The organism is Niallia oryzisoli, assembly GCF_043641075.1.
In the GTDB taxonomy this organism is placed as follows: Bacteria; Bacillota; Bacilli; order Bacillales; family Cytobacillaceae; genus Bacillus_BD; species Bacillus_BD oryzisoli_A.
The window spans coordinates 733,601-755,468 of record NZ_JBHZRC010000001.1 but is presented as its reverse complement, the minus strand read 5'-3'; the positions used below and the strand labels follow the sequence as shown (position 1 = coordinate 755,468).

Below are 21,868 nucleotides of genomic sequence, written 5' to 3'. Positions count from 1 at the left end.
GAGGTGCTATTTTTGAAAACGATTGCAGTTACGAAGGTTGGTAGTTTAAAAGATCAGAATGAAGAATCTAGAGGGCGTGTACAGGTACTGGACTTCCCGGAACAGGAGCTGGGAGATGAAGATGTACGAATTAAGGTTGCCTATTGCTCCATTTGCGGTTCTGACCCGCATTTAGTTGAAGGAATCTTTGATTTGGAGCCGCCATTCGGTCTAGGTCATGAAGTGTCTGGGACAATAGTGGAGCTTGGTCCAAAGGCTACTAAAAAAGGATTAAAGATTGGAGATAGAGTGGCCGGGAATTTCCTGAAGTTCTGTGGAACATGCTACTACTGCTTAAACGGTCAGGAGCAATTTTGTGAAAATCTATTCGATTATAACCGACCAGGAATGGCTGAAACAATCGTATGGCACGAGTCACAGGTTTGGAAAATTTCAGATGATGTATCTTTAGAAGAGGCTTGTTTATTAGAGCCAGTCTCGATTGCGGTAAGAATTGTGGATAAAGCAAACATGAAGGTTGGACAGCGTGTCGCTATTTCAGGCGGCGGACCTATTGGGCTATTAACCTTACAAATGCTTAAACATTTTGGTGCCACGTCATTAACTCTTATTGAACCGATTGAAGAAAGAAGAGAGCTTGCTAAACAATTCGGAGCAGATTATGTCATTGATCCTATTACCCAAAATGTCCAGGAAGAAGCAAATAAAATCAATGACGGACGCGGATTTGATGTAGTGATTGAAGCATCAGGGTCTCCGAGGGCTGCAAATGTCGCATGTGATATTGCTGCAAGGGGAGGAACAGTTTTATACATTGCTATGTTCCCGAAGCATTACGAAATGCCGCTAAACCTTTATGATAAATGTTATTTTAACGAGTTGACGATTTCGGGGATTTTCGTAGCACCTTATGCTTTTCCAAGAGCAGTACAAATGCTTCCAAAACTAGATTTAAAACCTTTTATTCAAAAGGTATTCCCATTAGATCAAGGAGTCGAAGCCTTTGATGCTCATATGAGTGGGAAATATCCAAAAATATTAATTAAGTGTAATGACTAAGTGAAATTAAATCAAGGAAATGGGGTTTGACTTTATGGGAAATGTTGATATCGAATTAGTAAGACAGCTTGAAGATAAAGCCATTGATATTAGAAAAGATTTATGTACGTACATTTATCGTATTGCAACAGCTGGTCATTTAGGTGGAGAGCTATCAATGGTGGATGTTGCTGTTGCTCTTTACTATAAATATATGAATTATGACCCATCTAATCCGCAAATGCCGGATCGAGATAGACTGATATTAAGTAAAGGACATTGTGGAGAAACTTTGTATACAATCTATTCGGATTTAGGTATGTATACGATGGATTATATGGTTGAACATTTTAACACTCTTGCAACAGGTAGATTTAGTATGCACCCAAACCGTAAATACATTGAAGCAATCGAAGCCTCAACTGGGTCTTTAGGTCACGGCTTACCAATTGCGACTGGGCTTGCCTTAGGTGCGAGAATGTCAGGAGAAAGATGGAGAACCTTCTGTATTATCGGCGATGGTGAGCTTCAAGAAGGAACAAACTGGGAAGCATTTATGGCAGCGGGCCAATTCCAATTAGGTAATTTAGTTGCTATCGTTGATAAAAATGATTTACAAATGTCAGGCACTACTTCGAATACTGTAAAAGTTGATCCACTGGATGAAAAAGTAAAAGCATTCGGATGGGATGTAATAGAAATAAATGGTAATGACATGAAGGAGGTTTGCGAGGCATTAGAATCACTTCCTGAATCAGATCCTTATATAAGAAGAAAGCCAATTTGTATTATTTCAAATACAACTAAGGGAGCTGGTGTAGCCTTCATGGAAAATGTGATTGGCTGGCATGCAGGTTCTTTAAGTAAAGAAAAATTAGAAGAGGCAATTGAGTCCATTGAAAACACAAGGAAGGTGAGACAATAATGACGACTAGAGTAACATTAAATTTTGACCAAATTTTATCTAATGCTAGAGAGGTATACGGTACTGAATTAAGGAAAATGGCTGAAGAAGGATTAGAGTTTGCTTTCACATGCTCAGATAACGTGGCTCCTTCATCCACAGTTGGAAAATTTATGGCGGATTATCCCGATCGCTGCTTTAATGTTGGGATTGCAGAAGCGAATCAAGTAGGAATTTCAGCTGGTTTAGCACTTTCAGGGAAAGTGGTCTTTTCACAAGTATTTGGACCATTTCTTCCATTAAGAGCAGCCGATCAAATCCATTCGGATATTGCCTATAACGATGTACCTGTTAGATTAATAGGAACTCATGCCGGGGTTACCTCTGGTGGAGGTCCAACACATAATGTGATTGCTGACCTTGCCTTTTATCGCGCAGTACCAAACCTAACGGTCGTTTGTCCTGCTGACGCAAATCAATGTGCAAGGGTTGTTAGAGAATCTATGACATATCCTGGTCCAATGATTATTCGTATTGCTCGTGGAGCCGAACCGGATGTGTATGCGGATAACAATTATGAATTTGAATTTGGCAAGGCAATAAAAATCAAGGAAGGGTTTGATTTAACCCTTATCGGTACAGGCAGCAGTGTCTACTGGTCATTAAAGGCTGCTGAAGAGCTTGAAAAGCAAGGAATTAAGGCAAGAGTTCTTGATATGCATACGATTAAACCGTTTGACAAAGAAGCTGTCCTACAAGCAGCATCTGAAACAGGATGTATTGTTACAGTAGAAGACCATAGTATTAATGGCGGTCTTGGCGGGGCAGTTGCAGAGCTTATTGCAGAATCTGATATTCCTTGCAGATTTAAGAGAATTGCACTTCCAGATGAATTCTGTGTACTTGGAGAGCCAGATGAAGTATACCGTTATTATGGAATGGCGCCAGAGGGTATTGCTGAAACAGTAAGAAACTTCTTGAAATAAACAGGTTTTTAACTCAGCTAGTAGCTTAAAGCTAGTAGCTGAGTTTCTAGTACTTATTTAATATAAAGGGTTTTGCCAATACGCTAATTTTAAAAGGGGTAAATACTATGAAGAAAATGTATGTATTTATGATGGCTATATTGACGTTTTTTGTTCTATCGGCGTGTGCTGCACCAAAACAAAGTTCAACAAGTACAGCTCCGGCTGAAAAACAGGATACAGGTGACGCAGATTATGTCATTGGTGCATTGTGGTCTGCGACTTCCGTTCCGCCAGTACAGGTAATTAAAAATAGGCTAGAAGAGGTTGCCGCTGAAACCAATGGGGCAATTGTCAATATGGATGCTCAATTCGATCCGCAAACACAAGCTACACAAGCTAGGAATCTATTAACACAAGGTGTGGACGCTGTATTTGTTAACGTAATCGATCCAGAGGGTATTGTACCAAGCGTGAAAGAATTAGAAGAAGCAGGTATTCACGTCATTATTGGAACGCTTCCGGTTTCATCTGCTGCAGATGAATATATTACATCTTTTGTAGGCCCGGATAATATTAAAGGTGGTAATATTGCTGCAGAATTAATGCAAGAGGCTCTAGGGGATGCTGGCGGTAAAGTGGCCATCATTGAAGGGGACCCTGGTATCACAGTAACTAAGCGAACAGAAGGATTTGAAAAGGGATTAGAAGGATCAAAAGTGAAGGTTCTTGAGAAGCAAACAGCAGCGCAATGGGATCGTTCGAACGCTTTAGCGATTATGCAAAACTACTTAACAAAATACCCTGACCTTAAAGGTGTTTTCGTACACAATGATGATTTGGCAATGGGTGCCATTCAAGCTTTAAAACAGGATGGTAAGTTAGATCAAGTTACGGTCATTGGATTTGGCGGAACATTTGAGGGTGTCGATGCCATCAAGGCTGGAGAAATGTATGGAACGGTAACGGAAGACTTAGTTTGGACAGCTGAAAAGCAAATGGAGATTGCACAAAAAGTAATTAAAGGAGAAAAGGTAGAGAAAAAAGTGGACGTTCCATTAGGAAAGCTTACTAAAGAGAACTTAGACAGCTTTAAACCAACTTATTAATAAAAACTTATAATTGTACAGCCACAAAAGTTTATGAAGGGCTTTTATTCTAAGCCCTTCTATTTTATAATACCAGATTTTTAACTCGTAGATCGTATAAGAAAAACTAGGGTTTCGGCCATAATATCTTGACAAGTTTTACTACTATTCATGCTAGAAAAAATAAAAGTAGGTGATAGTAATGAGTATTTTAGAAATGAAAGGGATTAGCAAATCCTTCCCTGGCGTAAAGGCCCTGCAAGGTATAGAACTGGTGGTTCGCAAAGGGGAGGTCCATGGTTTACTTGGTGCGAACGGTGCAGGGAAATCGACATTAATGAAAGTGCTTTCAGGGGTTATTCAGCCAGATGAGGGGGAAATTTCCTTTAAGAATGAGAAGGTGAAATTTTCATCCCCGCTAGATGCACAACAGAAAGGAATTGTTATTATTCACCAAGAGCTAAGCCTTGTACCAATGCTTTCTGTAGCTGAAAATATATTTTTGGGAAGGCTTTTCGGGAGTAAATATAATGTTAATTGGAAAGAGGTTCACGAGAAAGCAAAGTATTATTTAAAACAAGTAGGAACTGACATTAACCCATCAACCATTGTAAGAGATCTAAGTGTAGCTCAAATGCAGCAGGTTGAAATTGCCAAAGCCCTTTCCTTTAATGCCGATTTAATTATTATGGATGAACCCTCTGCTGTTTTAAGCGGGGCCGAATTAAACCAATTGTTTGAAACGATCGAAACCCTAACAGAAAAAGGGGTAACGGTTATTTATATCTCTCATCGCTTAGAAGAGATCGATCGAATTTGCGATCGCTTAACGATTATGCGTGATGGAAAAGTGGTTGAAACAAGAATTGTCAAAGAAACAAGTCGAGAAGAAATCATTAAAGGTATCGTTGGCCGTGATATGGATGAAGAGTATCCAACAATGGAAGTGATAGAGCATGGTGAAGAAATTTTATCTGTGCAAAATCTAAGCCTAAAAGGGAAGCTGCGAAATGTAAGCTTTCAGTTGAAGAAAGGTGAAATTCTAGGGATTGCGGGACTAGTAGGCGCTGGGAGAACAGAAATAGCTCGATGTATTTTCGGAGCTGATAAATTTGATAAAGGTGAAATCGTTTATAAAGGAAATAAAATAAAGGTTTCTAATCCAAGGAAGGCAATTGAACTCGGAATTGCTCTTGTACCAGAGGATCGAAAAGAGCATGGCCTTATAACAAAGTTTTCATTAAATCGGAATTTTACAATGGCTGCATTGAAAAAAATAAATAGATTTGGATTTCTACATAGATTTAAGGAGAATGAGGCTTCTAAGTCATTAATCCAAACGCTTAAAATTAAGACACCATCCATTCATCAGTTAGCATTAAACCTAAGTGGAGGAAACCAGCAAAAGGTAGTCGTTGCTAAGTATTTATTTTCTGATGCGGATATTTTAATACTTGATGAACCAACAAGAGGTGTGGATGTTGGGGCAAGGAGAGAAATTTACACGGTCATACAAGATTTAGTCAAGAATGGAAAATCCGTTTTGCTGATTTCGTCTGATTGGCCTGAACTTATTGCTTTAAGTGACCGGATTGTTGTTCTCCATGAAGGAAGGATAAAAGGGGAATTGGCAGGATCTGAAGCAAGTCCAGAAAAAATACTTCAACAAGCACTAGTTTAAGAAAGGGGTTGAAACAGTGGAAACAGTAGAAACAGTTGCCGAAAAAAGGAATGAAACGTTTCTCCAACGAGTGAGGACGAAAGTTGATTTAGGCGATGTGGGTCCTATTTTAGGATTAATTATTCTCATCATTATTGGTTCATTCTTATCACCAGTATTTTTAACAAAAGGAAATCTTTTTAATATACTAACTCAAATTTCAGTCTTAGGTTTAGGTGCGATTGGAATGACCTATGTTGTGATTGGAAGGTTTTTTGACTTATCTGTAGCAGGGATGCTGTCTTTAGCTGCTGTATTAATCGTTGGATTACAACCCTATGTAGGAACGATTGGAGCAATCTTTGCTGTTATTCTTGTAGCATTAGCAGTAGGTCTACTAAATGGAACGATTCTACAATTTATTAAAGGTGACTTTGGAGCTTCCATCATGATTACGTTTGGTACAGGAACCATACTTGCCTCCCTGGCCTTGTTATACACAGGCGGTTTCACTCTAAAACCTGAACTAGACCCTGTTTTTTCATGGTTTGGTAATGGTTCATTATTTAGTATACCTGCACCGATCATCCTTTTAATCTTCTTCTCTATTATTTTACACGTGGTATTAAAGTATACAACGTTTGGAAGAGCAATCTACTTAACAGGTGCTAATCATGAGGCTGCACGTCTGTCCGGTATTCCCATTCACCGGATTCGAACCATTACATTTATGATTGTAGCGGTTCTAGTTTCAATAGGCGGCTTAATTAACAGCTCTCAAACCTTGAATGCTTCACCAGTAGCAGGTGTTGGTTTTGAATTAGATGTGATTGCAGCTGTTGCCATTGGCGGCACTAGTTTACAAGGCGGAGCAGGAAATATTACTCGTACACTAATTGGTGTTCTGATTATTGGGGTGCTTAATAATGTTTTTGTCCTCATTGGTTTGAGTAATTATGACCAGATGATGGCAAAGGGTTTAATTATCATCGCTGCACTTTTACTTGATCGACGTAATGAGTCCAATCTAATAAGGAAGGGGTAGGAAAATGACTATAGTAAAGAAACTATACAGTCAAAAGGTTTTAATCATTTTAATCGGAATGGTCATTTTCGCATCAATTAGTTCTCCTAATTTCTTGAATCTACAAAACTTAACCTTCTTAGTTACACAGCTTAGTATTTTTGGAATCATGGCATTAGCAATGACCTATGTAGTATTAAATAAGGAATTTGATCTTTCTATCGGTGCGGTTATGGCATTTTCAGGTATTTTCATGGTAAAGATTATGCCACATACTGGAATGATCCTAGCGATTGTTCTGACGCTAGTATTAGGAGTAGTTATTGGGTTCATTACAGGATTTTTAATCGCTTACCTCGGTTTAAATTCCTTTGTTGTTACGTTATGTGCGATGTTTTTTTATAATGGTCTTGCCCTATCTGTTTCAGATGGAAGACCAGCAAGTGCACTAGACCCAGTGTTAACCTATATTAGTTCAGGAACATTCTTGGGAATCCCCAATCCAATTATTGTGCTTATTATCTTAACTGCTGGTGCTGATTATATCCTAAGAAAAACAAAATTTGGCCGTAATATATATGCAGTTGGCGGGGATGAACAGGTAGCTAGACTGACAGGTATTTCAGTAAAGTTCTATAAAATTATTGTTTTTGTTATTTCTAGTGTCGCAGCATCTCTTGGAGGTATTTTATTAACTGGAATGCTAAATTCGGCTTCACCTTTTGTTGGAAGTGATGCTGCATTAACCGTTATTTCAGCTGTTGTAATTGGAGGTACTAGCTTAGCCGGAGGAGAAGGCAGTATTCCAAAAACGATCATGGGACTGTTTATTTTAGGAATACTCGATAATCTACTTGGTTTATTAAATGTTCATTCCTTCTATCAAACCTTTATTTTAGGCGCGCTATTAGTATTTGTCATTGGCTGGGATTTCTATGCTCGCAGTAAAAAGCAAGTACTAGCAGCTCATTAGTTTAATAGTCTTGATCATTGATGGTGTTCAAATAATAACTTTGAACACCTGGTTTTTTTGAGATTAGAAATAAAGAGTAAGCAGTAGAGGGATATGATCAATCATCAAATTTACAGATGAGAATGCAAGAACGGGTGATTTATACAAAATATAGGGGAGGTAACGAAGGCATATGTTTTTGCAATGTGGGATTGGAAGATGCATCAAAAGAAAAGGTCTGTGGGCTTGTAGAATAACCCACAGACAATCTCTTTTCCAATTGCACCAACCTTGATTATGGATGTAACAGCATGTCTTTAGTTTGCTAAGGAATAACCGCCATCAATCGTGAATATTGCTCCGGTGATTTGTTCACTAGCCTCGGAGGCAAGGTAAACAGCCATTGCGCCAATCTCAATTGGTTTTCCCCAGCGGCCTGTTGGTGTATGATCTGTCCAGTAGTTAATGAGGTTTTGCAGCTCATCTCCCTCGATAGGCGGAGTAAGGTCACTTTCTGTATATCCAGGAGCAATGGCGTTTACACGAATCTTATGTGGTGCCCATTCATGTGCTAACATTTTTGTCATTCGATTTGCACCTGCTTTTGCTGCGCTATAGGAAACCATTCTTTGAGGCAAGTTAACGATTTCCGCAGCATTTGAAGTAATGTTAATAATGCTGCCCCAGCCTTGTTCTTTCATATGTTTACTAACTAAAACAGACATGATAAATGGTCCGGTTAAATCAACGTTTATGACATCGTGCCAATCCTGGAAGTCATTTTTATCTGCATCCATCGCATCAAAAAATCTTGCAATCCCAGCATTATTTATAAGAACATCGATTTTGCCGAAATCATTAATGATTTCTTCGACAACTCTTTCAGGGTCACCTTTTTTAACAATATCACCTTGATAGAATCCAACCCTTGTTCCATATTTTTCGTTAAGATCTGCTGCTACTTTTTCACCTTTCTCAGCGTTTCTAGCCATAATGGCTATATTAGCGCCGCATTGACAAAAGGCATCAGCAATACCTAAGCCTATTCCTTGGTTGCCGCCAGTAATTAAGACATTTAATCCTTTAACACTAAATGCATCTTTCATTGAAGTGATCATGTAGTTTCCTCCATTTCTATACTGGTGAAAAAATTATATGTAATCATTGGAATATTTCTTATTTTCTATTATATATAATTCTTATTTTTTATTAAAACAGAGAAAAGTTGTACATCAACAACTAAAAGTAATAGATAATCGGCAGGATTTAATAAAGGCTAAACAAAACGTATTTTAGGTGGTGTGACAGTTGGATATTAAACAGATAAAGTATTTCCTGCAAATATGTGAGAGTAGAAGTTTTTCGAAGGCAGCAAAGCATCTTTATATTACTCAGCAGGGATTAAGTAAGGCTATCAAAGTACTTGAAGAAGAATTGGGAGTCCCACTATTTTATAGAACAAAATCAGGAGTCGTATTAACTGAGTATGGCGAATGTCTTAGGCGTAAATCTCGTAACATTCTAAATGAAACGAATATACTTCTTGATGAAATCGATAAATTAAAAGTATCTAATAATAGTACAATTAATGTAGCATTTGCATTTGGTGTCATGAATGCACTTCCTGTACATTTTGTATCAACCTTTCGTGAAATGTATCAGGATATTGAATTAGATATAATGGAATATCCTGATTATGCATGTGAGGAGGCTATACTTAAGGAAAAAGCAGATATAGGTTTTACTATTTCTCCAATAGAAATTGAAGAGTTAGATTATGCATCAATCTTAAGTGTTAATGTAGAAAGATTCAATGATGAGTCCTTTACATGGGAAATCTGCTTGACAACCAAAAAAGGGAGACCGATTTCCGCAGCTGCTAAAAAATTTAGGAACTATACTCTTGGGATAAAAGAGAATCCAGTTTATAACAACTTGTTACGAGTAAATAATTCTTAAATGAATCCATAGAACTCAAGAGCTCACCAAGATCTTATCTGATACTGTTTTTTTGCTAGCTGATCTGCCGCTTCTTTTACTGCTTTACTTAACTCCTGAACGCGGGATGAAGTGATTCTTGATGACGGTCCGGCAACACTGACGGCATACGTAACCTTCCCTGAAGGGGATATAATGGGTGCTGCGATAGAGGAATATCCCAGATGAAGTTCATCCTTGCTATAAGCATAGCCCTGACAGCGTACCATTTTTAAGAGATTCCTCAACTGTTGAGGATCCGTTAACGTTTGACTCGTAAAACTGTGTAATCCCTTTGCAATCACTTTCTCAATCTCTGTTGTGTCCTGGTAAGCGAGAAGAACTTGACCGGTGCTTGTTGCGTGGACAGGATTTTGTTTTCCTTCATGGGAAAGCAAATGGGTATAGTTCGGACTTTCTATCTTTTGTAAATAAACCACTTTGAAATTTTTAAAAATGGAAAGATGGGATGTTTCTCCTGTGCTTTGAACAAGCTTGTCCAAAACTGGAAGCGACATCTCACAAATGTCATAGTAGGATAGAATTGTTTTTTCCGTTGCAAGTATAGAAGCTCCTAAGCGAAACTTTTTGGACTTAATATCCCTTGCCAGAAATCCTTCTTTCATAAGCGTCATGGTGAGCCTGTGCATTGTACTATGACCGACACCTAAACGTTCGGCTAATTCACTTAATGTAAACTCTGGTTGATCCATATTAAATAAGTTTAATAGGCGGAGAGCATTTCCTAATGATGATGAGCTTTTCATATGATTAGCATCCATGATTGAGCATCCTTTCTTATTTTTCATTTGGATCATTTGCTGAACGAAGGGAATATTCTTTAGCGTCTCAACAAAAATCCTCATCATAAATAGATTCGATATACCCTAACCGAGAGGATATATCATGTGCGGTTTTAACAGCCAATTCGACGATTTCGGTTAATGATTTGGTATTTACTCGATTTCTGGGACCGATTACACTAACCGCTGTCACTACCTGACCCGTATAATCTCTTATCGGGACAGATATGCTTATGCTGTTTTCATGCATTTCATCTATACAAATACAGAACCCTTGTTTTTTTATTGTCTGTAATTGTGCTTTCAGAATCTCAGGGTCTGTTACACTGTTTGGGCCCATTTTTGGCAATCCTGCTTGAAGGATTTCCTCTAACTTATTGTTGGGCAGATGGGCCAAAAGAACTTTCCCTGAACTAGAACAAGTGGCAGGGTTATGATCGCCTATATCTCCATGAAGTGGATACGGTTGTTGGCATTCTATTTTCAGCAGATAAATTACTTTTCCCCCTTCAAGTGTTGGGATCATGGCTGTTTCTCCTATTTTATCAACAAGTGATTGCAAAGGTTCTGCTGCTTCTCGCTTTATTTCCATATGTGACTTAATAACACCTGATAAATTGAGAAGAGATAGACCCAGACGGTATTTTTTCTCTGTTTTTTCGATAAATCCGTCATGGCAAAGAACATCTAGTAAACGTTTGACTGTACTTTTAGGCAGATCCAATTCTCTCGCAATTTCCACCGTTCCCCAAATGTTTTTTTCCTTCTTAAATAACCTTAATATCCTTAGCCCATTTTGAACAGATTGCAAAAGTGATGGCACTTGATTAGAGGAAACCATATTTTCACCTCAATTTTTAATAAGGGTTCCATATACAGGAAAAATCCAGTTTAATTCAGAATATTCATATTATATCATAATATTATGAAAGCAATAACAATTAATGAATAATTGCACGAGGAGTATGAATGATTGCCTCTTATTTAAAACATTTTTTCATGGAAAGGAATGGGTAACATGATTAAAAAAACTCTCGACGAAAAGGCTTTTCAACTTTTAAAAGAAAAAATGGATCAAGGTTTGTTCCCACAATGGGTGTTAACAGACCCGGATATTTATGAACTTGAGCAGGAAAAGATTTTTGGACGAACATGGCAATTCCTTGCCCACGAATCCGAATTAAAGAAACCTGGAGACTATGTAACAAGATGGATGGTCAATGATCCGGTTATAGTCTTAAAAAATCGGGATGGGGAAGTGAAAGCCTATCTAAATTCCTGTGCCCACCGTGGTGTTCACTTGTGCACGGCGGACCGCGGCAATAATAAAACATTTACATGTCCTTATCATGGCTGGAGTTATAATCTTGATGGTGAGTTAATCGGGATCGTTGCCGGCAATAAAGTGTTTGGGGAAGAAATGGATAAAAGCGAATGGGGATTACGGGGAATTCCTAAAATCGCTATCTATCAAGGTATGATATTCGGAAATTTAGATAAAGATGCAATTTCTTTAGAAGACTACCTCGGAGATATGAAATGGTACTTTGATTTGATGTTAGGCAGAAGTGACGGCGGTATGGAAGTCAGAGGCCTTCCGCAGCGCTGGGTAGCTAAAGCCAATTGGAAAGCAACAGCAGAAAATTTCGCAGCCGATCCTTATCATGTACAAACAACCCATCGTTCCACTGTTGAAATGGGAATCAGCCCGGAAGATCCTTTATATGCAGGTTACGGACATCAAGTAGTATTAGAAAATGGCCATGGCATTAATGTCATTACATCGAAAACAGGGAAAGCACGTGTTCCGTTCCAAGGTACACCTGAATCAATGTGGACAATGTTTGAGAAAAATTTAACTCCGGAGCAGCTTGATATCCAATCAAGGGTAACGGTGTTTGTCGGTGGAGTTTATCCAAATCTATCGTTTGTAAGCCCGATACACGGGACAGAAGGGCATTTACACAATTACTTAAACTTTAGATTATGGAGGCCGATTGGTCCGGACAAGGTAGAAGTCTGGTGCTGGTTTATGATTGATAAAGCCGCTCCTGAGAAATACAAAGAGGACGCTTATAGGGGTTATTTAGGTTCTTTCGGCCCAACTGGAACGCTTGAAGTGGATGATACAGAGAATTGGGCTCGGATTGTAGAAGCAAGCACAGGGTTAATGGCTCGTAATAAAGAGCTAAGTTACAACAACATCAACAATTATTTGATGGGCTATGAACGCGTTGAACTCGATCCAGGTTTTCCGGGACCTGGTCAAGCATACCCAACCACATATATTGATGCAATAGCCAGAAGTATGCATGAATATTGGTTTACATTGTTATCAGAAGGAGTTAAAGAAAAGGAGGAAAAGACTGTATGACAACAGTAACAAATCAAATAACACCGGAGCTTTATCTTGAAATCACTCATTTGCTTAATCAAGAGGCATATTATTTAGATAATGGGATGTACAAGGAATGGATTGAACTATTAGCAGAGGATCTAACGTACCAAATGCCTGTTCGTGAAACGGTTGAAGGAGTCGGGGCCAATAATATTGCTAGCGATATTGATTTTTACTATGAAACCAAAACTTCATTAAGTACACGGGTAAACAGACTATATACAAAATCAGCCTGGGTGGAAAATCCTGCTACAAGACAGCGTCATTTTATCACCAATATTGTAGTTGAAAGTACATCCAGCCCTAATGAATACAAAGTAAGGAGCTATTTCCTCTTTCAACGTAGCAGAGGCTCTCATCATGAAGTTGAACAGCTATTTGGTGAACGGCATGACATTATTCGAAAAATTGACGACCAATGGAAAATTGCTAAGAGGCTAATTAAACCGGATCAAGCGGTCATCACTACGATGAATATGAGTATGTTTTTATAATATTATAAGAAGAGTAAGCGGTGAGAGTTACTTTGACTAGGAGAAATATTTTTGTCGAAAGTAATATTGATCATAGTAAAAAAACTCGTCACGTTATGGCTGTTGACAAATTAAGTGGATTTTCTAAACAAAGTGGAAAAGGAATCGTAGCTCCTTTCCCACTTTGACAACAGCCCCGTGAAGGGTTCTTTTATTGATTTTTCTTTCGTTTCTTATTATTCATCTTTTGTGCTTCTGTCAGCGGTTCATTAGAAAATTCCTCATTAAATCCTGTTCCTTTTCCCTGTGCACTAGCCGCATTCGCACCTGGAATGATATGATTAGCTCTTCTTTTTGCCATCGTGTTCACCTCCATTTTTCATTATTATCTCTGCATTTTTTGTCATTATTCAGCATAAAATCTTCGAAAATAGTCTACATAATTAGATAAATTTTATATTTTTTCGATAAATTGTAAAAATCTGATAGATAATATTAAATATTAAGTAAATATGGTAAAAAACATCACTTTCTTGTTATTTACTTATATCGATGCTTATATTAAAATAAAAACGTTAGAGAAGTTTGGGACAAAATAAAAAATTCAAACTTTTCGACAAAAGTGCGAAAATTGTATAAAATAATTACGAACAACTTTAAGAAATGGGGGAAATACATAATGTCAAATAATGATGTTTTTCAAGCCCGTAAATCATTTGAATTAGACGGGAAGCGTTATAATTTTTATGATTTAGGCGCATTAGAACAGGCTGGATTAGGCAATGTATCTAAATTGCCTTATTCTATTAAAGTATTATTAGAATCTGTGCTTCGTCAGTATGATGGACGTGTAATCACAAAGGAGCATGTTGAGAATTTAGCTAAATGGGGAACAGATGAAGTGAAAGAGATCGATGTTCCTTTTAAACCATCACGTGTTATCCTTCAAGACTTTACAGGAGTACCTGCTGTCGTTGACCTTGCTTCACTTCGTAAGGCAATGGCTGATTTAGGTGGAGACCCTGACAAAATCAACCCGCTAAAGCCAGTTGATCTTGTTATTGACCACTCTGTACAAGTTGATAAATATGGAACTCCAGAAGCTCTAGGTCTTAACATGGAGTTAGAATTTGAACGTAATACTGAGCGTTACCAGTTCCTAAGCTGGGCACAAAAAGCATTCAATAACTATCGTGCAGTTCCACCTGCAACAGGTATCGTACACCAGGTTAACCTAGAGTACCTTGCTAACGTAGTGCACGCTGTAGAAAATGCTGACGGTGAATTTGAAGCATTCCCTGATACACTAGTTGGTACTGACTCTCACACGACAATGATTAATGGTATCGGTGTTCTTGGATGGGGTGTAGGCGGTATTGAAGCAGAAGCAGGCATGTTAGGACAGCCTTCATACTTCCCGGTTCCTGAAGTTGTTGGGGTTAAGCTAGTTGGAGAACTTCCAGACGGCGCAACTGCTACTGACCTTGCTTTAAAAGTTACACAAGTACTTCGCAGCCATGGTGTTGTAGGTAAATTCGTTGAATTCTTCGGTCCTGGAGTACCTGCATTACCACTTGCAGACCGTGCTACAATTGCCAACATGGCTCCTGAATATGGTGCAACTTGTGGATTCTTCCCAGTTGACGGAGAATCTCTAGAGTACATGCGCTTATCAGGTCGTTCTGAAGAACAAATTAAAATTGTCGAAACATACTGTAAAGAAAACGGATTATTCTTTGATCCATCTTTAGAACCAGTATATACAAAAGTAGTTGAAATTAACCTTGCTGAAATCGAAGCAAATCTTTCTGGTCCTAAGCGTCCACAGGATTTAATTCCACTTTCACAAATGAAAAAGGAATTTAACAAAGCCATTACTGCTCCTCAAGGAAACCAAGGTTTTGGTTTAAATGAAGATGAAATTAACAAAGAAACAGTTGTTAATTTTGCAAATGGCGATCAAGTAACAATGAAAACGGGTGCAATTGCAATTGCTGCAATCACAAGCTGTACAAATACTTCAAATCCATATGTATTAGTAGGCGCTGGTTTAGTAGCAAAGAAAGCCGTTGAGCTTGGCTTAGAAGTACCTAAATTTGTTAAAACTTCATTAGCTCCAGGTTCAAAAGTTGTAACTGGATATTTACGTGATTCAGGTTTGCTTCCATACCTTGAAAAGCTTGGTTTTAACACAGTTGGATATGGCTGTACAACATGTATCGGTAACTCTGGTCCATTATTAGATGAAATTGAAAAAGCAGTTGCAGACAGCGATTTACTTGTTACATCTGTTCTTTCTGGTAACCGTAACTTTGAAGGACGTATCCATCCGCTAGTAAAAGCTAACTACTTGGCTTCACCGCCGCTTGTTGTTGCTTATGCACTAGCTGGTACAGTTGATATCGACCTTCAAAATGAATCACTTGGTAAAGATAAAGATGGAAATGATGTATTCTTCAAGGATATCTGGCCAACTACTGCTGAAATCAATGAAGTTGTTAAACAAACCGTTACACCAGAATTATTCCGTGCCGAATATGCGAATGTGTTTGCTGATAATGCACTTTGGAATAAAATTCAAACAAGCAATGATGCATTATATACTTTTGATGAAACATCAACTTACATTCAGAATCCACCATTCTTCGAAGGCTTAAAGCCAGATCCAGAAGAAGTAAAACCATTAGCTGGTTTACGTGTTGTTGGTAAGTTCGGTGATTCTGTAACAACAGACCATATTTCTCCAGCAGGTGCAATCGGTAAGGATACACCAGCAGGAAAATATTTACGCGAAAATGGTGTTGAAGTACGTGACTTTAACTCTTATGGTTCTCGTCGTGGTAACCATGAAGTTATGATGCGTGGTACATTTGCAAACATTCGTATCCGCAACCAAATCGCTCCTGGTACAGAAGGTGGTTTCACAACTTACTGGCCAACTGGTGAAGTAACATCTATCTATGATGCATGCATGAAGTATAAAGAAGATGGAACTGGCCTAGTTGTTCTAGCTGGTAAAGATTACGGAATGGGATCTTCTCGTGACTGGGCAGCAAAAGGCACAAACTTACTTGGAATCAAGACAGTTATTGCTGAAAGCTATGAGCGTATTCACCGTTCTAACCTTGTTCTTATGGGAGTTCTTCCATTACAATTTAAGGATGGAGAAAGTGCTGAAACTCTTGGCCTAACTGGTAAAGAAGTGATCGATGTTCAAATCGATGAAAACGTTCGTCCTCGTGACCTATTGAAAGTAACAGCTACTGATGAAGAAGGCAATAAGAAAGAATTTGAAGTACTTGTTCGCTTCGATTCTGAAGTGGAAATTGATTACTATCGTCACGGTGGTATTCTTCAAATGGTACTTCGTGAAAAATTAAAATAAGTTTCTTTTCTTTTGAAACACCATACAAGATACTTGTATGGTGTTTTGTTTCATATACAAGAATAATTATTTCATAATGCTGGATTTTTAGGTTACAATATACATAATAATGGCTGGAAAACAAGGGGGATTTTTCATGGTTAAAAAGGTTGCTGCAGCTGTTCTATTACTTGCGATGATGACTGTAGCGATTGTACAGGCAATGGAAAAAGAAGAAAAGCCAGATAACCTGCCAGGGTTAAAAGTCGGTGTTAAGGCACCGGACTTTGAGGTGAAAAATTTAGCAGGTGAAACGGTCAAGCTATCTGATTTTCAAGGAAAAAAAGTACTGTTAAACTTTTGGGCAACTTGGTGTCCGCCTTGTAAAGAGGAAATGCCAGATATGGAAAAGTTTCATAAATCTGCTGGGGATGATGTGGTAATCCTTGCTGTTAATATAGATCCCCAATACGATGTGAATAAATTTGTCAACGAGATGGGGATTACATTCCCAATCCTTCTAGATGAAAAAGATGAAGTGAATACAATGTATCAGATTTTAACAATTCCAACTACTTATTTTATAGATGAAGAGGGAATCATTCGACATAAATATATTTCAGCCATGACAGAGGAAATAATGGAACAATATGTGGATGATATGTAAGAGAAAAAACACTGATTAGCATGGAATCAGTGTTTTTTTTGCGTACTATTAATAGAATCTTGTAAAAATGAAATGAATAATAAAATAAATTTTCAGAACATATTTTATTTTTCATAAACTTTTTCAAGGAATCATGGTATAATAAAAACAGGAAGAAAAATGTCGAAATCGCTCGTAAAAAAACTAATTTTCGAAAATTTGTAATAATTAATTCAGTTATTGGACATAATAACGCTTACAATAGTAAATAAGGAGTGTGAATCAATAATGAGAAAACCAAGAAAACGTTCTTTCTCAGAACTCGTTAATGAAAATAAACTTCAATTATTACGTGATCAGGCTGCAATCGAGAAAATTGAAGAAAGATTAGAAAAGAAACATCTTAGTAAAGCGGAGTAAATTTGCTGTGAAATAGTTCTAACAGTCATTACCATTAATGAAACCTTCCCTAAAGGAGATACTTTACATGAGGAGTAACAGCAGCAATCGACGCGGCTGGTAATAGCATACTCATGAAAAAGAAAGCTTTTGAGGAGGGATTCAGATGAGTAATCCAAAGAGAGACAGTAAACATCATGTACCAGAGACATTAGGTACACAACCACGTGGCTTTGGCGGTAATAAAGGAAAGAAAATGCAGGATACATCCGGTAAACATGCCCAAGTGATACAAACAAAGGGCGAATAAATAAAAAAGAGAGAAAGACCTTCCAAAGGTTCTTTCTCTCTTTTTTATTTACATAATCATTTTATTGAAAATTAAATTTTGTACAATTATGTTGATTATTTTTTGGTGAGCGAGACAAACTAACTCTGTATTTTTAAACTTCTTTCTGAAGTTTAGCCTCCGGCGGATGCCCTGTATTTTTTAATGGAAATAAATCGACCGAGGTCGATAAAAATCCGGGAGCAAATTTGACGGAGCGAATTTGATAATTAATGATATGGAGGAATTAACATGACGTACAATAATAAACCAAACCCAGATGATCGAAGTGATAATGTAGAAAAACTACAAGAAATAATTGTCAACACCATTGATAATATGCAAGAGGCGGAAGAAACGATGCAAAATGTAAACGGCGACGAGCGTGCGCAAATTGAAGCGAAAAATGAACGCAGACGCGAAAGTATTGATGCCATGCGTTCTGAAATAAAAGATGAGAATTCTTCACGCTAATAGGTAATCTATTTATACCATATGATTACATCAATCCCATTGAAGGAGTAGTTGCTCTTTCAATGGGACTACATACATTCTCTCTCCTACAGTCAAATCCCCTACTGACTATTCCGATGAAAAAATATGTTAGAATAAGAAGGATTATTTTCAATCAAATACTATTGACGAAAAAGAAGTGATATAAATGGAAAGACTGTTGCAACAAGACCAAGATCAGCTTATTCATAAGGTGCAAAATTGGGAAAAGGAACTTCAAGTACAAGGATTTATAGAAAATGAAGGAGAAATTTTACGAAGCCTTCAAAGTCTTGATATGAAAGAAGCTACTAATCGTCTGCTCGCTTCCGAGCTATTAACGATTCTAGCTGTTTCCACCTTCTCTAAAGGAAAGAAGGGGTCTATTGTTCTGACCTGGATGGAAAAAGCAAAGGAGTTAAATCCGGCAAATACTAGAGCAAACGAGTTTCTAGCAGGATATGAATGGAAAAAGGATAGCCATTTATTAGATGCATTAATCTTCCCGCCAATCAGGGAAACCGATAACCGGCAGGCAAAGAAACAAACAATAGAGACATATAAAGTCATATGCGGCCAATTTTTAACGATTGCAGAAGATACTTTCGACAAAATATCCTCCTATACGCAGTCTTCGTCGTACATAACAAATTCAGATATCCTTGATTTATACGAAAAAATGAAAGGGATTCTAGAGGATACAATTGAGGAAACGGCATCTTTGCTAAAAGCAACAAGTGAATATGAAAGCTCGTTGGTAGGTGCTTTTCATACAGCCGTACATCTGGAAGAAATGAAACAACATCTTACAGCAATTGAAGAATATAAAAAACAATGGTCGGCACTTTTTGCTGATGAATTAAATGATAAGGCTGAAGAAGCAGTTAGTTCATTAGAAGAGCTAAATAATATGATTGGACTTGATGCTGTTAAAAGAAAACTAAATGACTTTTATCAGTTTTTTAAGTATCAAAAAATCCGTAAAGATAAGGGATTTCAATCAAAGGATGAAATAAGTTTGAATATGATCCTTACTGGAAATCCAGGTACCGGGAAAACAACGCTTGCGCGGTTATTTGCTAAAATATATCATGAGCTACATGTTTTGCCTGGAAAAGAAGTCGTAGAGGTTGACCGATCACAATTAGTTGGGTCTTATGTTGGGCAAACAGAGGAAAATGTCCGTCAAGCGGTAGAGAGAGCTTTGGGCGGTGTGCTGTTTATCGATGAAGCCTATAATTTAAAGAGAGAGGGACAATCTGGGAATGATTATGGCCAAACTGCCATAGACACTCTTGTTTCTTTAATGACTGGTAAAGAATACGGCGGAAAGTTTGCGGTCATCCTTGCTGGGTATCCAGATGAAATGCGGCAGTTTCTTGATGCGAATCCGGGACTTCGAAGTCGTTTTCCAATGTCCAATCATATCACTTTACCTGATTATTCGAATGAGGAATTAATCACGATAGGTGAAAAGATGGCCTCTGAAAATGATTATATTCTGACTGATGAAGCGAAAGCAGCTCTCGAGGAACGAATTGAAAAAGAACGGGTTGATGATACGTTTGGGAATGCACGGACTGTTCGTCATCTCATCCTTGATGCCATTTTTCAAAAGGGAGCACATCAAGCAGTTGAAGAAAAGGATGATATCCTACAATTTTCATTATTAGATAAGCAGGATTTTATTCAGTGTGAAGCAGAATTAAAGGATAACCCCGAGGAAAAATTAACCGGTTTAGTGGGATTAGAAAATGTTAAAGATGAGGTCCGTTCAATTATCTCGTTTGTGAGAATGCAAAAAATGAGAAGGGATCATGGCTTACCTACTGTACCCATTCAGCTTCATTCCGTATTTACCGGTAATCCAGGTACAGGAAAAACGACGGTTGCGAAAATTTATGCTGAGTTACTTAAAGATTGCGGTTTATTAAAAAGAGGACATTTAATCGTGACAAGCCGTGCTGATTTTGTGGCCGGTTATGTAGGTCAAACTGCTATTAAAACAAAACGGAAAATAAAAGATGCCCTTGGTGGTGTATTGTTTATTGATGAAGCCTATTCACTATTGGGACAATCTGCAGGTGACTTTGGTAAAGAAGTCATTGATACATTAGTAGATGAAATGACTAAGCATAACGAAAATCTAGTAGTTGTTCTTGCTGGTTACCCAAATGAAATGAATCTTCTGCTTGCAAGCAATCCAGGCTTACAATCCCGCTTTAAAAAGTTCTTGCACTTTGAAGATTATTCAAATCAGGAATTACTGCAAATCATGCAACTATATGGAAAGCAATTTGATTTTCATTTAACTGGTGATGCAGAAGAATTCATACTTTCTGAACTTAAGGATCACCATACAGATGGAAATGGACGTTTTGCAACTAATTTAATGAATGAGTCGATTCAAGCTCAGGCACGCCGTTTAATGAGTTCTCATTCCCTTCCTGAGTTGAATGAAGCGGTTATTATTGAAAAATCAGATGTAGTAGCCGCATTTGGAAAGCTAAGAAAAGAACATAAACAAAACAGTTAAAAGCGCTATAATAATGATAGAAAACCAACTATAAATAGCAATGATTGGAGAGGACGTAATGTTTATTTCTACGAAAGAGATTCAATTACTTTATGCAGATACAGATATGATGGGAGTAATTTACCACGCGAATTATTTAAAATGGTTTGAACTTGGGAGAACTCAATTAATTGAAGACATTGGTTATAGTTATCTTGAAATGGAAGAGTCAGGCTATTACGCCCCTGTTTATGATGTGAACTGTACATATAAAAAGGCAATCAGATATGGTGAGAGGGCTTTTGTAAACACATGGGTCGAACTAAATGACGGTTTAAAAACGGTTTATGGATATTCGATAGTAAATGGGAATAATGAAGTCTGTGCTGAAGGGACAACAACGCATATCGTTGTCAAAAAAGACAATTTCAGACCCGTTCAATTTAAAAAAGCATTTCCGGAATGGTTTCAAAAATATGAGGAAATAAAGAAATAGTACATATGGTTGACATGCAGCCGGGGAGGATTTTGGTATGGCTTTTGGTATAACGCGTCAGGAGCTGCTAGATTGGAAAAGGAAAGTTGAAAATGGGGAAATTGCTTTTCTTACACATTACTGGCTTGATAGCCGCTTCCCAGGTAGTAAAACAGTTACAAAAGTAGGCTGTAAGGATTTGGAGAAGCTAATCAGTTGGGGAAAGCAGTATGGACTGAAAGCAGAATGGATTGATAAAAGAAAAGAAGGCTACCCTCATTTTGATTTAATAGGACTTAAACAAAAAGAAATTCTTGAAAAAGAGGGATTAACCGATTATCTTTGGTCGTAATCCATAAAAAAGCAG

22 protein-coding genes are annotated in these 21,868 nt (G+C 37.7%); 18 read left to right on the top strand and 4 right to left on the bottom strand.

Going from position 1 to position 21,868, the window contains the following annotated elements; translation table 11 throughout:
* The first annotated feature begins 12 nt into the window (after positions 1 to 12).
* From ACHUFV_RS03885 to ACHUFV_RS03855, 7 genes are all read left to right on the top strand, one after another.
* Complete coding sequence (locus ACHUFV_RS03885; RefSeq protein WP_394232293.1) at positions 13 to 1,059, top strand: zinc-dependent alcohol dehydrogenase; 1,047 nt, start codon at positions 13 to 15, stop codon at positions 1,057 to 1,059.
* 34 nt (positions 1,060 to 1,093) lie between these two features.
* On the top strand, positions 1,094 to 1,963 hold the full coding sequence (locus ACHUFV_RS03880) for a transketolase (protein WP_394232292.1): 870 nt from the start codon (positions 1,094 to 1,096) through the stop codon (positions 1,961 to 1,963).
* Complete coding sequence (locus tag ACHUFV_RS03875) at positions 1,963 to 2,928, top strand: transketolase family protein (protein ID WP_394232291.1); 966 nt, start codon at positions 1,963 to 1,965, stop codon at positions 2,926 to 2,928. The genes ACHUFV_RS03880 and ACHUFV_RS03875 overlap by 1 nt, the downstream gene beginning before the upstream one ends.
* A gap of 107 nt (positions 2,929 to 3,035) precedes the next feature.
* The gene (locus tag ACHUFV_RS03870) at positions 3,036 to 4,016 is read left to right on the top strand and encodes a sugar ABC transporter substrate-binding protein (protein ID WP_394232290.1); all 981 of its coding nucleotides are present in this window, start codon (positions 3,036 to 3,038) and stop codon (positions 4,014 to 4,016) included.
* Positions 4,017 to 4,197: 181 nt separating this feature from the next.
* Positions 4,198 to 5,676 (top strand): sugar ABC transporter ATP-binding protein, encoded by a 1,479-nt coding sequence (locus tag ACHUFV_RS03865; RefSeq protein WP_394232289.1) that lies wholly within the window; start codon positions 4,198 to 4,200, stop codon positions 5,674 to 5,676.
* 16 nt (positions 5,677 to 5,692) lie between these two features.
* The gene (locus tag ACHUFV_RS03860; protein ID WP_394232288.1) at positions 5,693 to 6,700 is read left to right on the top strand and encodes an ABC transporter permease; all 1,008 of its coding nucleotides are present in this window, start codon (positions 5,693 to 5,695) and stop codon (positions 6,698 to 6,700) included.
* A 4-nt stretch (positions 6,701 to 6,704) separates the two neighbouring features.
* Complete coding sequence (locus ACHUFV_RS03855) at positions 6,705 to 7,652, top strand: ABC transporter permease (protein ID WP_394232287.1); 948 nt, start codon at positions 6,705 to 6,707, stop codon at positions 7,650 to 7,652.
* Positions 7,653 to 7,948: 296 nt separating this feature from the next.
* Here ACHUFV_RS03855 and ACHUFV_RS03850 read toward each other — a convergent pair whose 3' ends face one another.
* Positions 7,949 to 8,749: an SDR family NAD(P)-dependent oxidoreductase gene (locus tag ACHUFV_RS03850; protein WP_394232286.1), complete on the bottom strand. Its 801-nt coding sequence runs from the start codon at positions 8,747 to 8,749 to the stop codon at positions 7,949 to 7,951.
* Between the two features lie 190 nt (positions 8,750 to 8,939).
* On the opposite strand from ACHUFV_RS03850, the gene ACHUFV_RS03845 reads away from it, so the two are divergent.
* Entirely contained in the window at positions 8,940 to 9,590 is a 651-nt protein-coding gene (locus tag ACHUFV_RS03845; RefSeq protein WP_394232285.1) for a LysR family transcriptional regulator, read from the top strand.
* 23 nt (positions 9,591 to 9,613) lie between these two features.
* Here the strand turns inward: ACHUFV_RS03845 and ACHUFV_RS03840 are convergent, their stop codons facing one another.
* Both ACHUFV_RS03840 and ACHUFV_RS03835 read right to left on the bottom strand, forming a co-directional pair.
* The gene (locus ACHUFV_RS03840; RefSeq protein ID WP_394232284.1) at positions 9,614 to 10,390 is read right to left on the bottom strand and encodes an IclR family transcriptional regulator; all 777 of its coding nucleotides are present in this window, start codon (positions 10,388 to 10,390) and stop codon (positions 9,614 to 9,616) included.
* 67 nt (positions 10,391 to 10,457) lie between these two features.
* Positions 10,458 to 11,234 carry an IclR family transcriptional regulator gene (locus ACHUFV_RS03835; RefSeq protein WP_394232283.1) on the bottom strand — a complete coding sequence of 259 codons (777 nt, stop codon included), beginning with the start codon at positions 11,232 to 11,234 and terminating at the stop codon, positions 10,458 to 10,460.
* 195 nt (positions 11,235 to 11,429) lie between these two features.
* On the opposite strand from ACHUFV_RS03835, the gene ACHUFV_RS03830 reads away from it, so the two are divergent.
* Together ACHUFV_RS03830 and ACHUFV_RS03825 are read left to right on the top strand one after the other, a co-directional pair.
* A complete protein-coding gene (locus ACHUFV_RS03830; RefSeq protein ID WP_394232282.1) occupies positions 11,430 to 12,785 on the top strand; it encodes an aromatic ring-hydroxylating oxygenase subunit alpha in 1,356 nt (451 codons plus the stop codon).
* Positions 12,782 to 13,303, top strand: a complete 522-nt coding sequence (locus ACHUFV_RS03825) for an aromatic-ring-hydroxylating dioxygenase subunit beta (RefSeq protein WP_394232281.1) — start codon at positions 12,782 to 12,784, stop codon at positions 13,301 to 13,303. Before ACHUFV_RS03830 ends, ACHUFV_RS03825 begins: the two co-directional genes overlap by 4 nt.
* Before the next feature lie 190 nt (positions 13,304 to 13,493).
* On the opposite strand, the gene sspO is transcribed toward ACHUFV_RS03825, so the two are convergent.
* The gene (sspO, locus tag ACHUFV_RS03820) at positions 13,494 to 13,643 is read right to left on the bottom strand and encodes a small acid-soluble spore protein O (RefSeq protein ID WP_150440459.1); all 150 of its coding nucleotides are present in this window, start codon (positions 13,641 to 13,643) and stop codon (positions 13,494 to 13,496) included.
* A 318-nt stretch (positions 13,644 to 13,961) separates the two neighbouring features.
* On the opposite strand from sspO, the gene acnA reads away from it, so the two are divergent.
* The 8 genes from acnA to ACHUFV_RS03780 all read left to right on the top strand — a co-directional run bounded on the left by acnA (position 13,962) and on the right by ACHUFV_RS03780 (position 21,853).
* On the top strand, positions 13,962 to 16,667 hold the full coding sequence (gene acnA / locus ACHUFV_RS03815) for an aconitate hydratase AcnA (protein WP_394232280.1): 2,706 nt from the start codon (positions 13,962 to 13,964) through the stop codon (positions 16,665 to 16,667).
* Between the two features lie 136 nt (positions 16,668 to 16,803).
* Positions 16,804 to 17,313, top strand: coding sequence for a peroxiredoxin family protein (locus ACHUFV_RS03810; protein ID WP_394232279.1), 510 nt, complete (start codon positions 16,804 to 16,806; stop codon positions 17,311 to 17,313).
* 267 nt (positions 17,314 to 17,580) lie between these two features.
* Positions 17,581 to 17,712, top strand: coding sequence for an FbpB family small basic protein (locus ACHUFV_RS03805; protein ID WP_338452340.1), 132 nt, complete (start codon positions 17,581 to 17,583; stop codon positions 17,710 to 17,712).
* 145 nt (positions 17,713 to 17,857) lie between these two features.
* Complete coding sequence (locus tag ACHUFV_RS03800) at positions 17,858 to 18,001, top strand: acid-soluble spore protein N (protein WP_394232278.1); 144 nt, start codon at positions 17,858 to 17,860, stop codon at positions 17,999 to 18,001.
* Between the two features lie 270 nt (positions 18,002 to 18,271).
* Positions 18,272 to 18,493 (top strand): small acid-soluble spore protein Tlp, encoded by a 222-nt coding sequence (gene tlp, locus ACHUFV_RS03795; protein ID WP_394232277.1) that lies wholly within the window; start codon positions 18,272 to 18,274, stop codon positions 18,491 to 18,493.
* A 187-nt stretch (positions 18,494 to 18,680) separates the two neighbouring features.
* Complete coding sequence (locus ACHUFV_RS03790) at positions 18,681 to 21,047, top strand: AAA family ATPase (RefSeq protein WP_394232276.1); 2,367 nt, start codon at positions 18,681 to 18,683, stop codon at positions 21,045 to 21,047.
* A 58-nt stretch (positions 21,048 to 21,105) separates the two neighbouring features.
* On the top strand, positions 21,106 to 21,522 hold the full coding sequence (locus ACHUFV_RS03785) for an acyl-CoA thioesterase (protein ID WP_394232275.1): 417 nt from the start codon (positions 21,106 to 21,108) through the stop codon (positions 21,520 to 21,522).
* 37 nt (positions 21,523 to 21,559) lie between these two features.
* On the top strand, positions 21,560 to 21,853 hold the full coding sequence (locus ACHUFV_RS03780) for a hypothetical protein (RefSeq protein WP_394232274.1): 294 nt from the start codon (positions 21,560 to 21,562) through the stop codon (positions 21,851 to 21,853).
* Positions 21,854 to 21,868 lie beyond the last annotated feature (15 nt).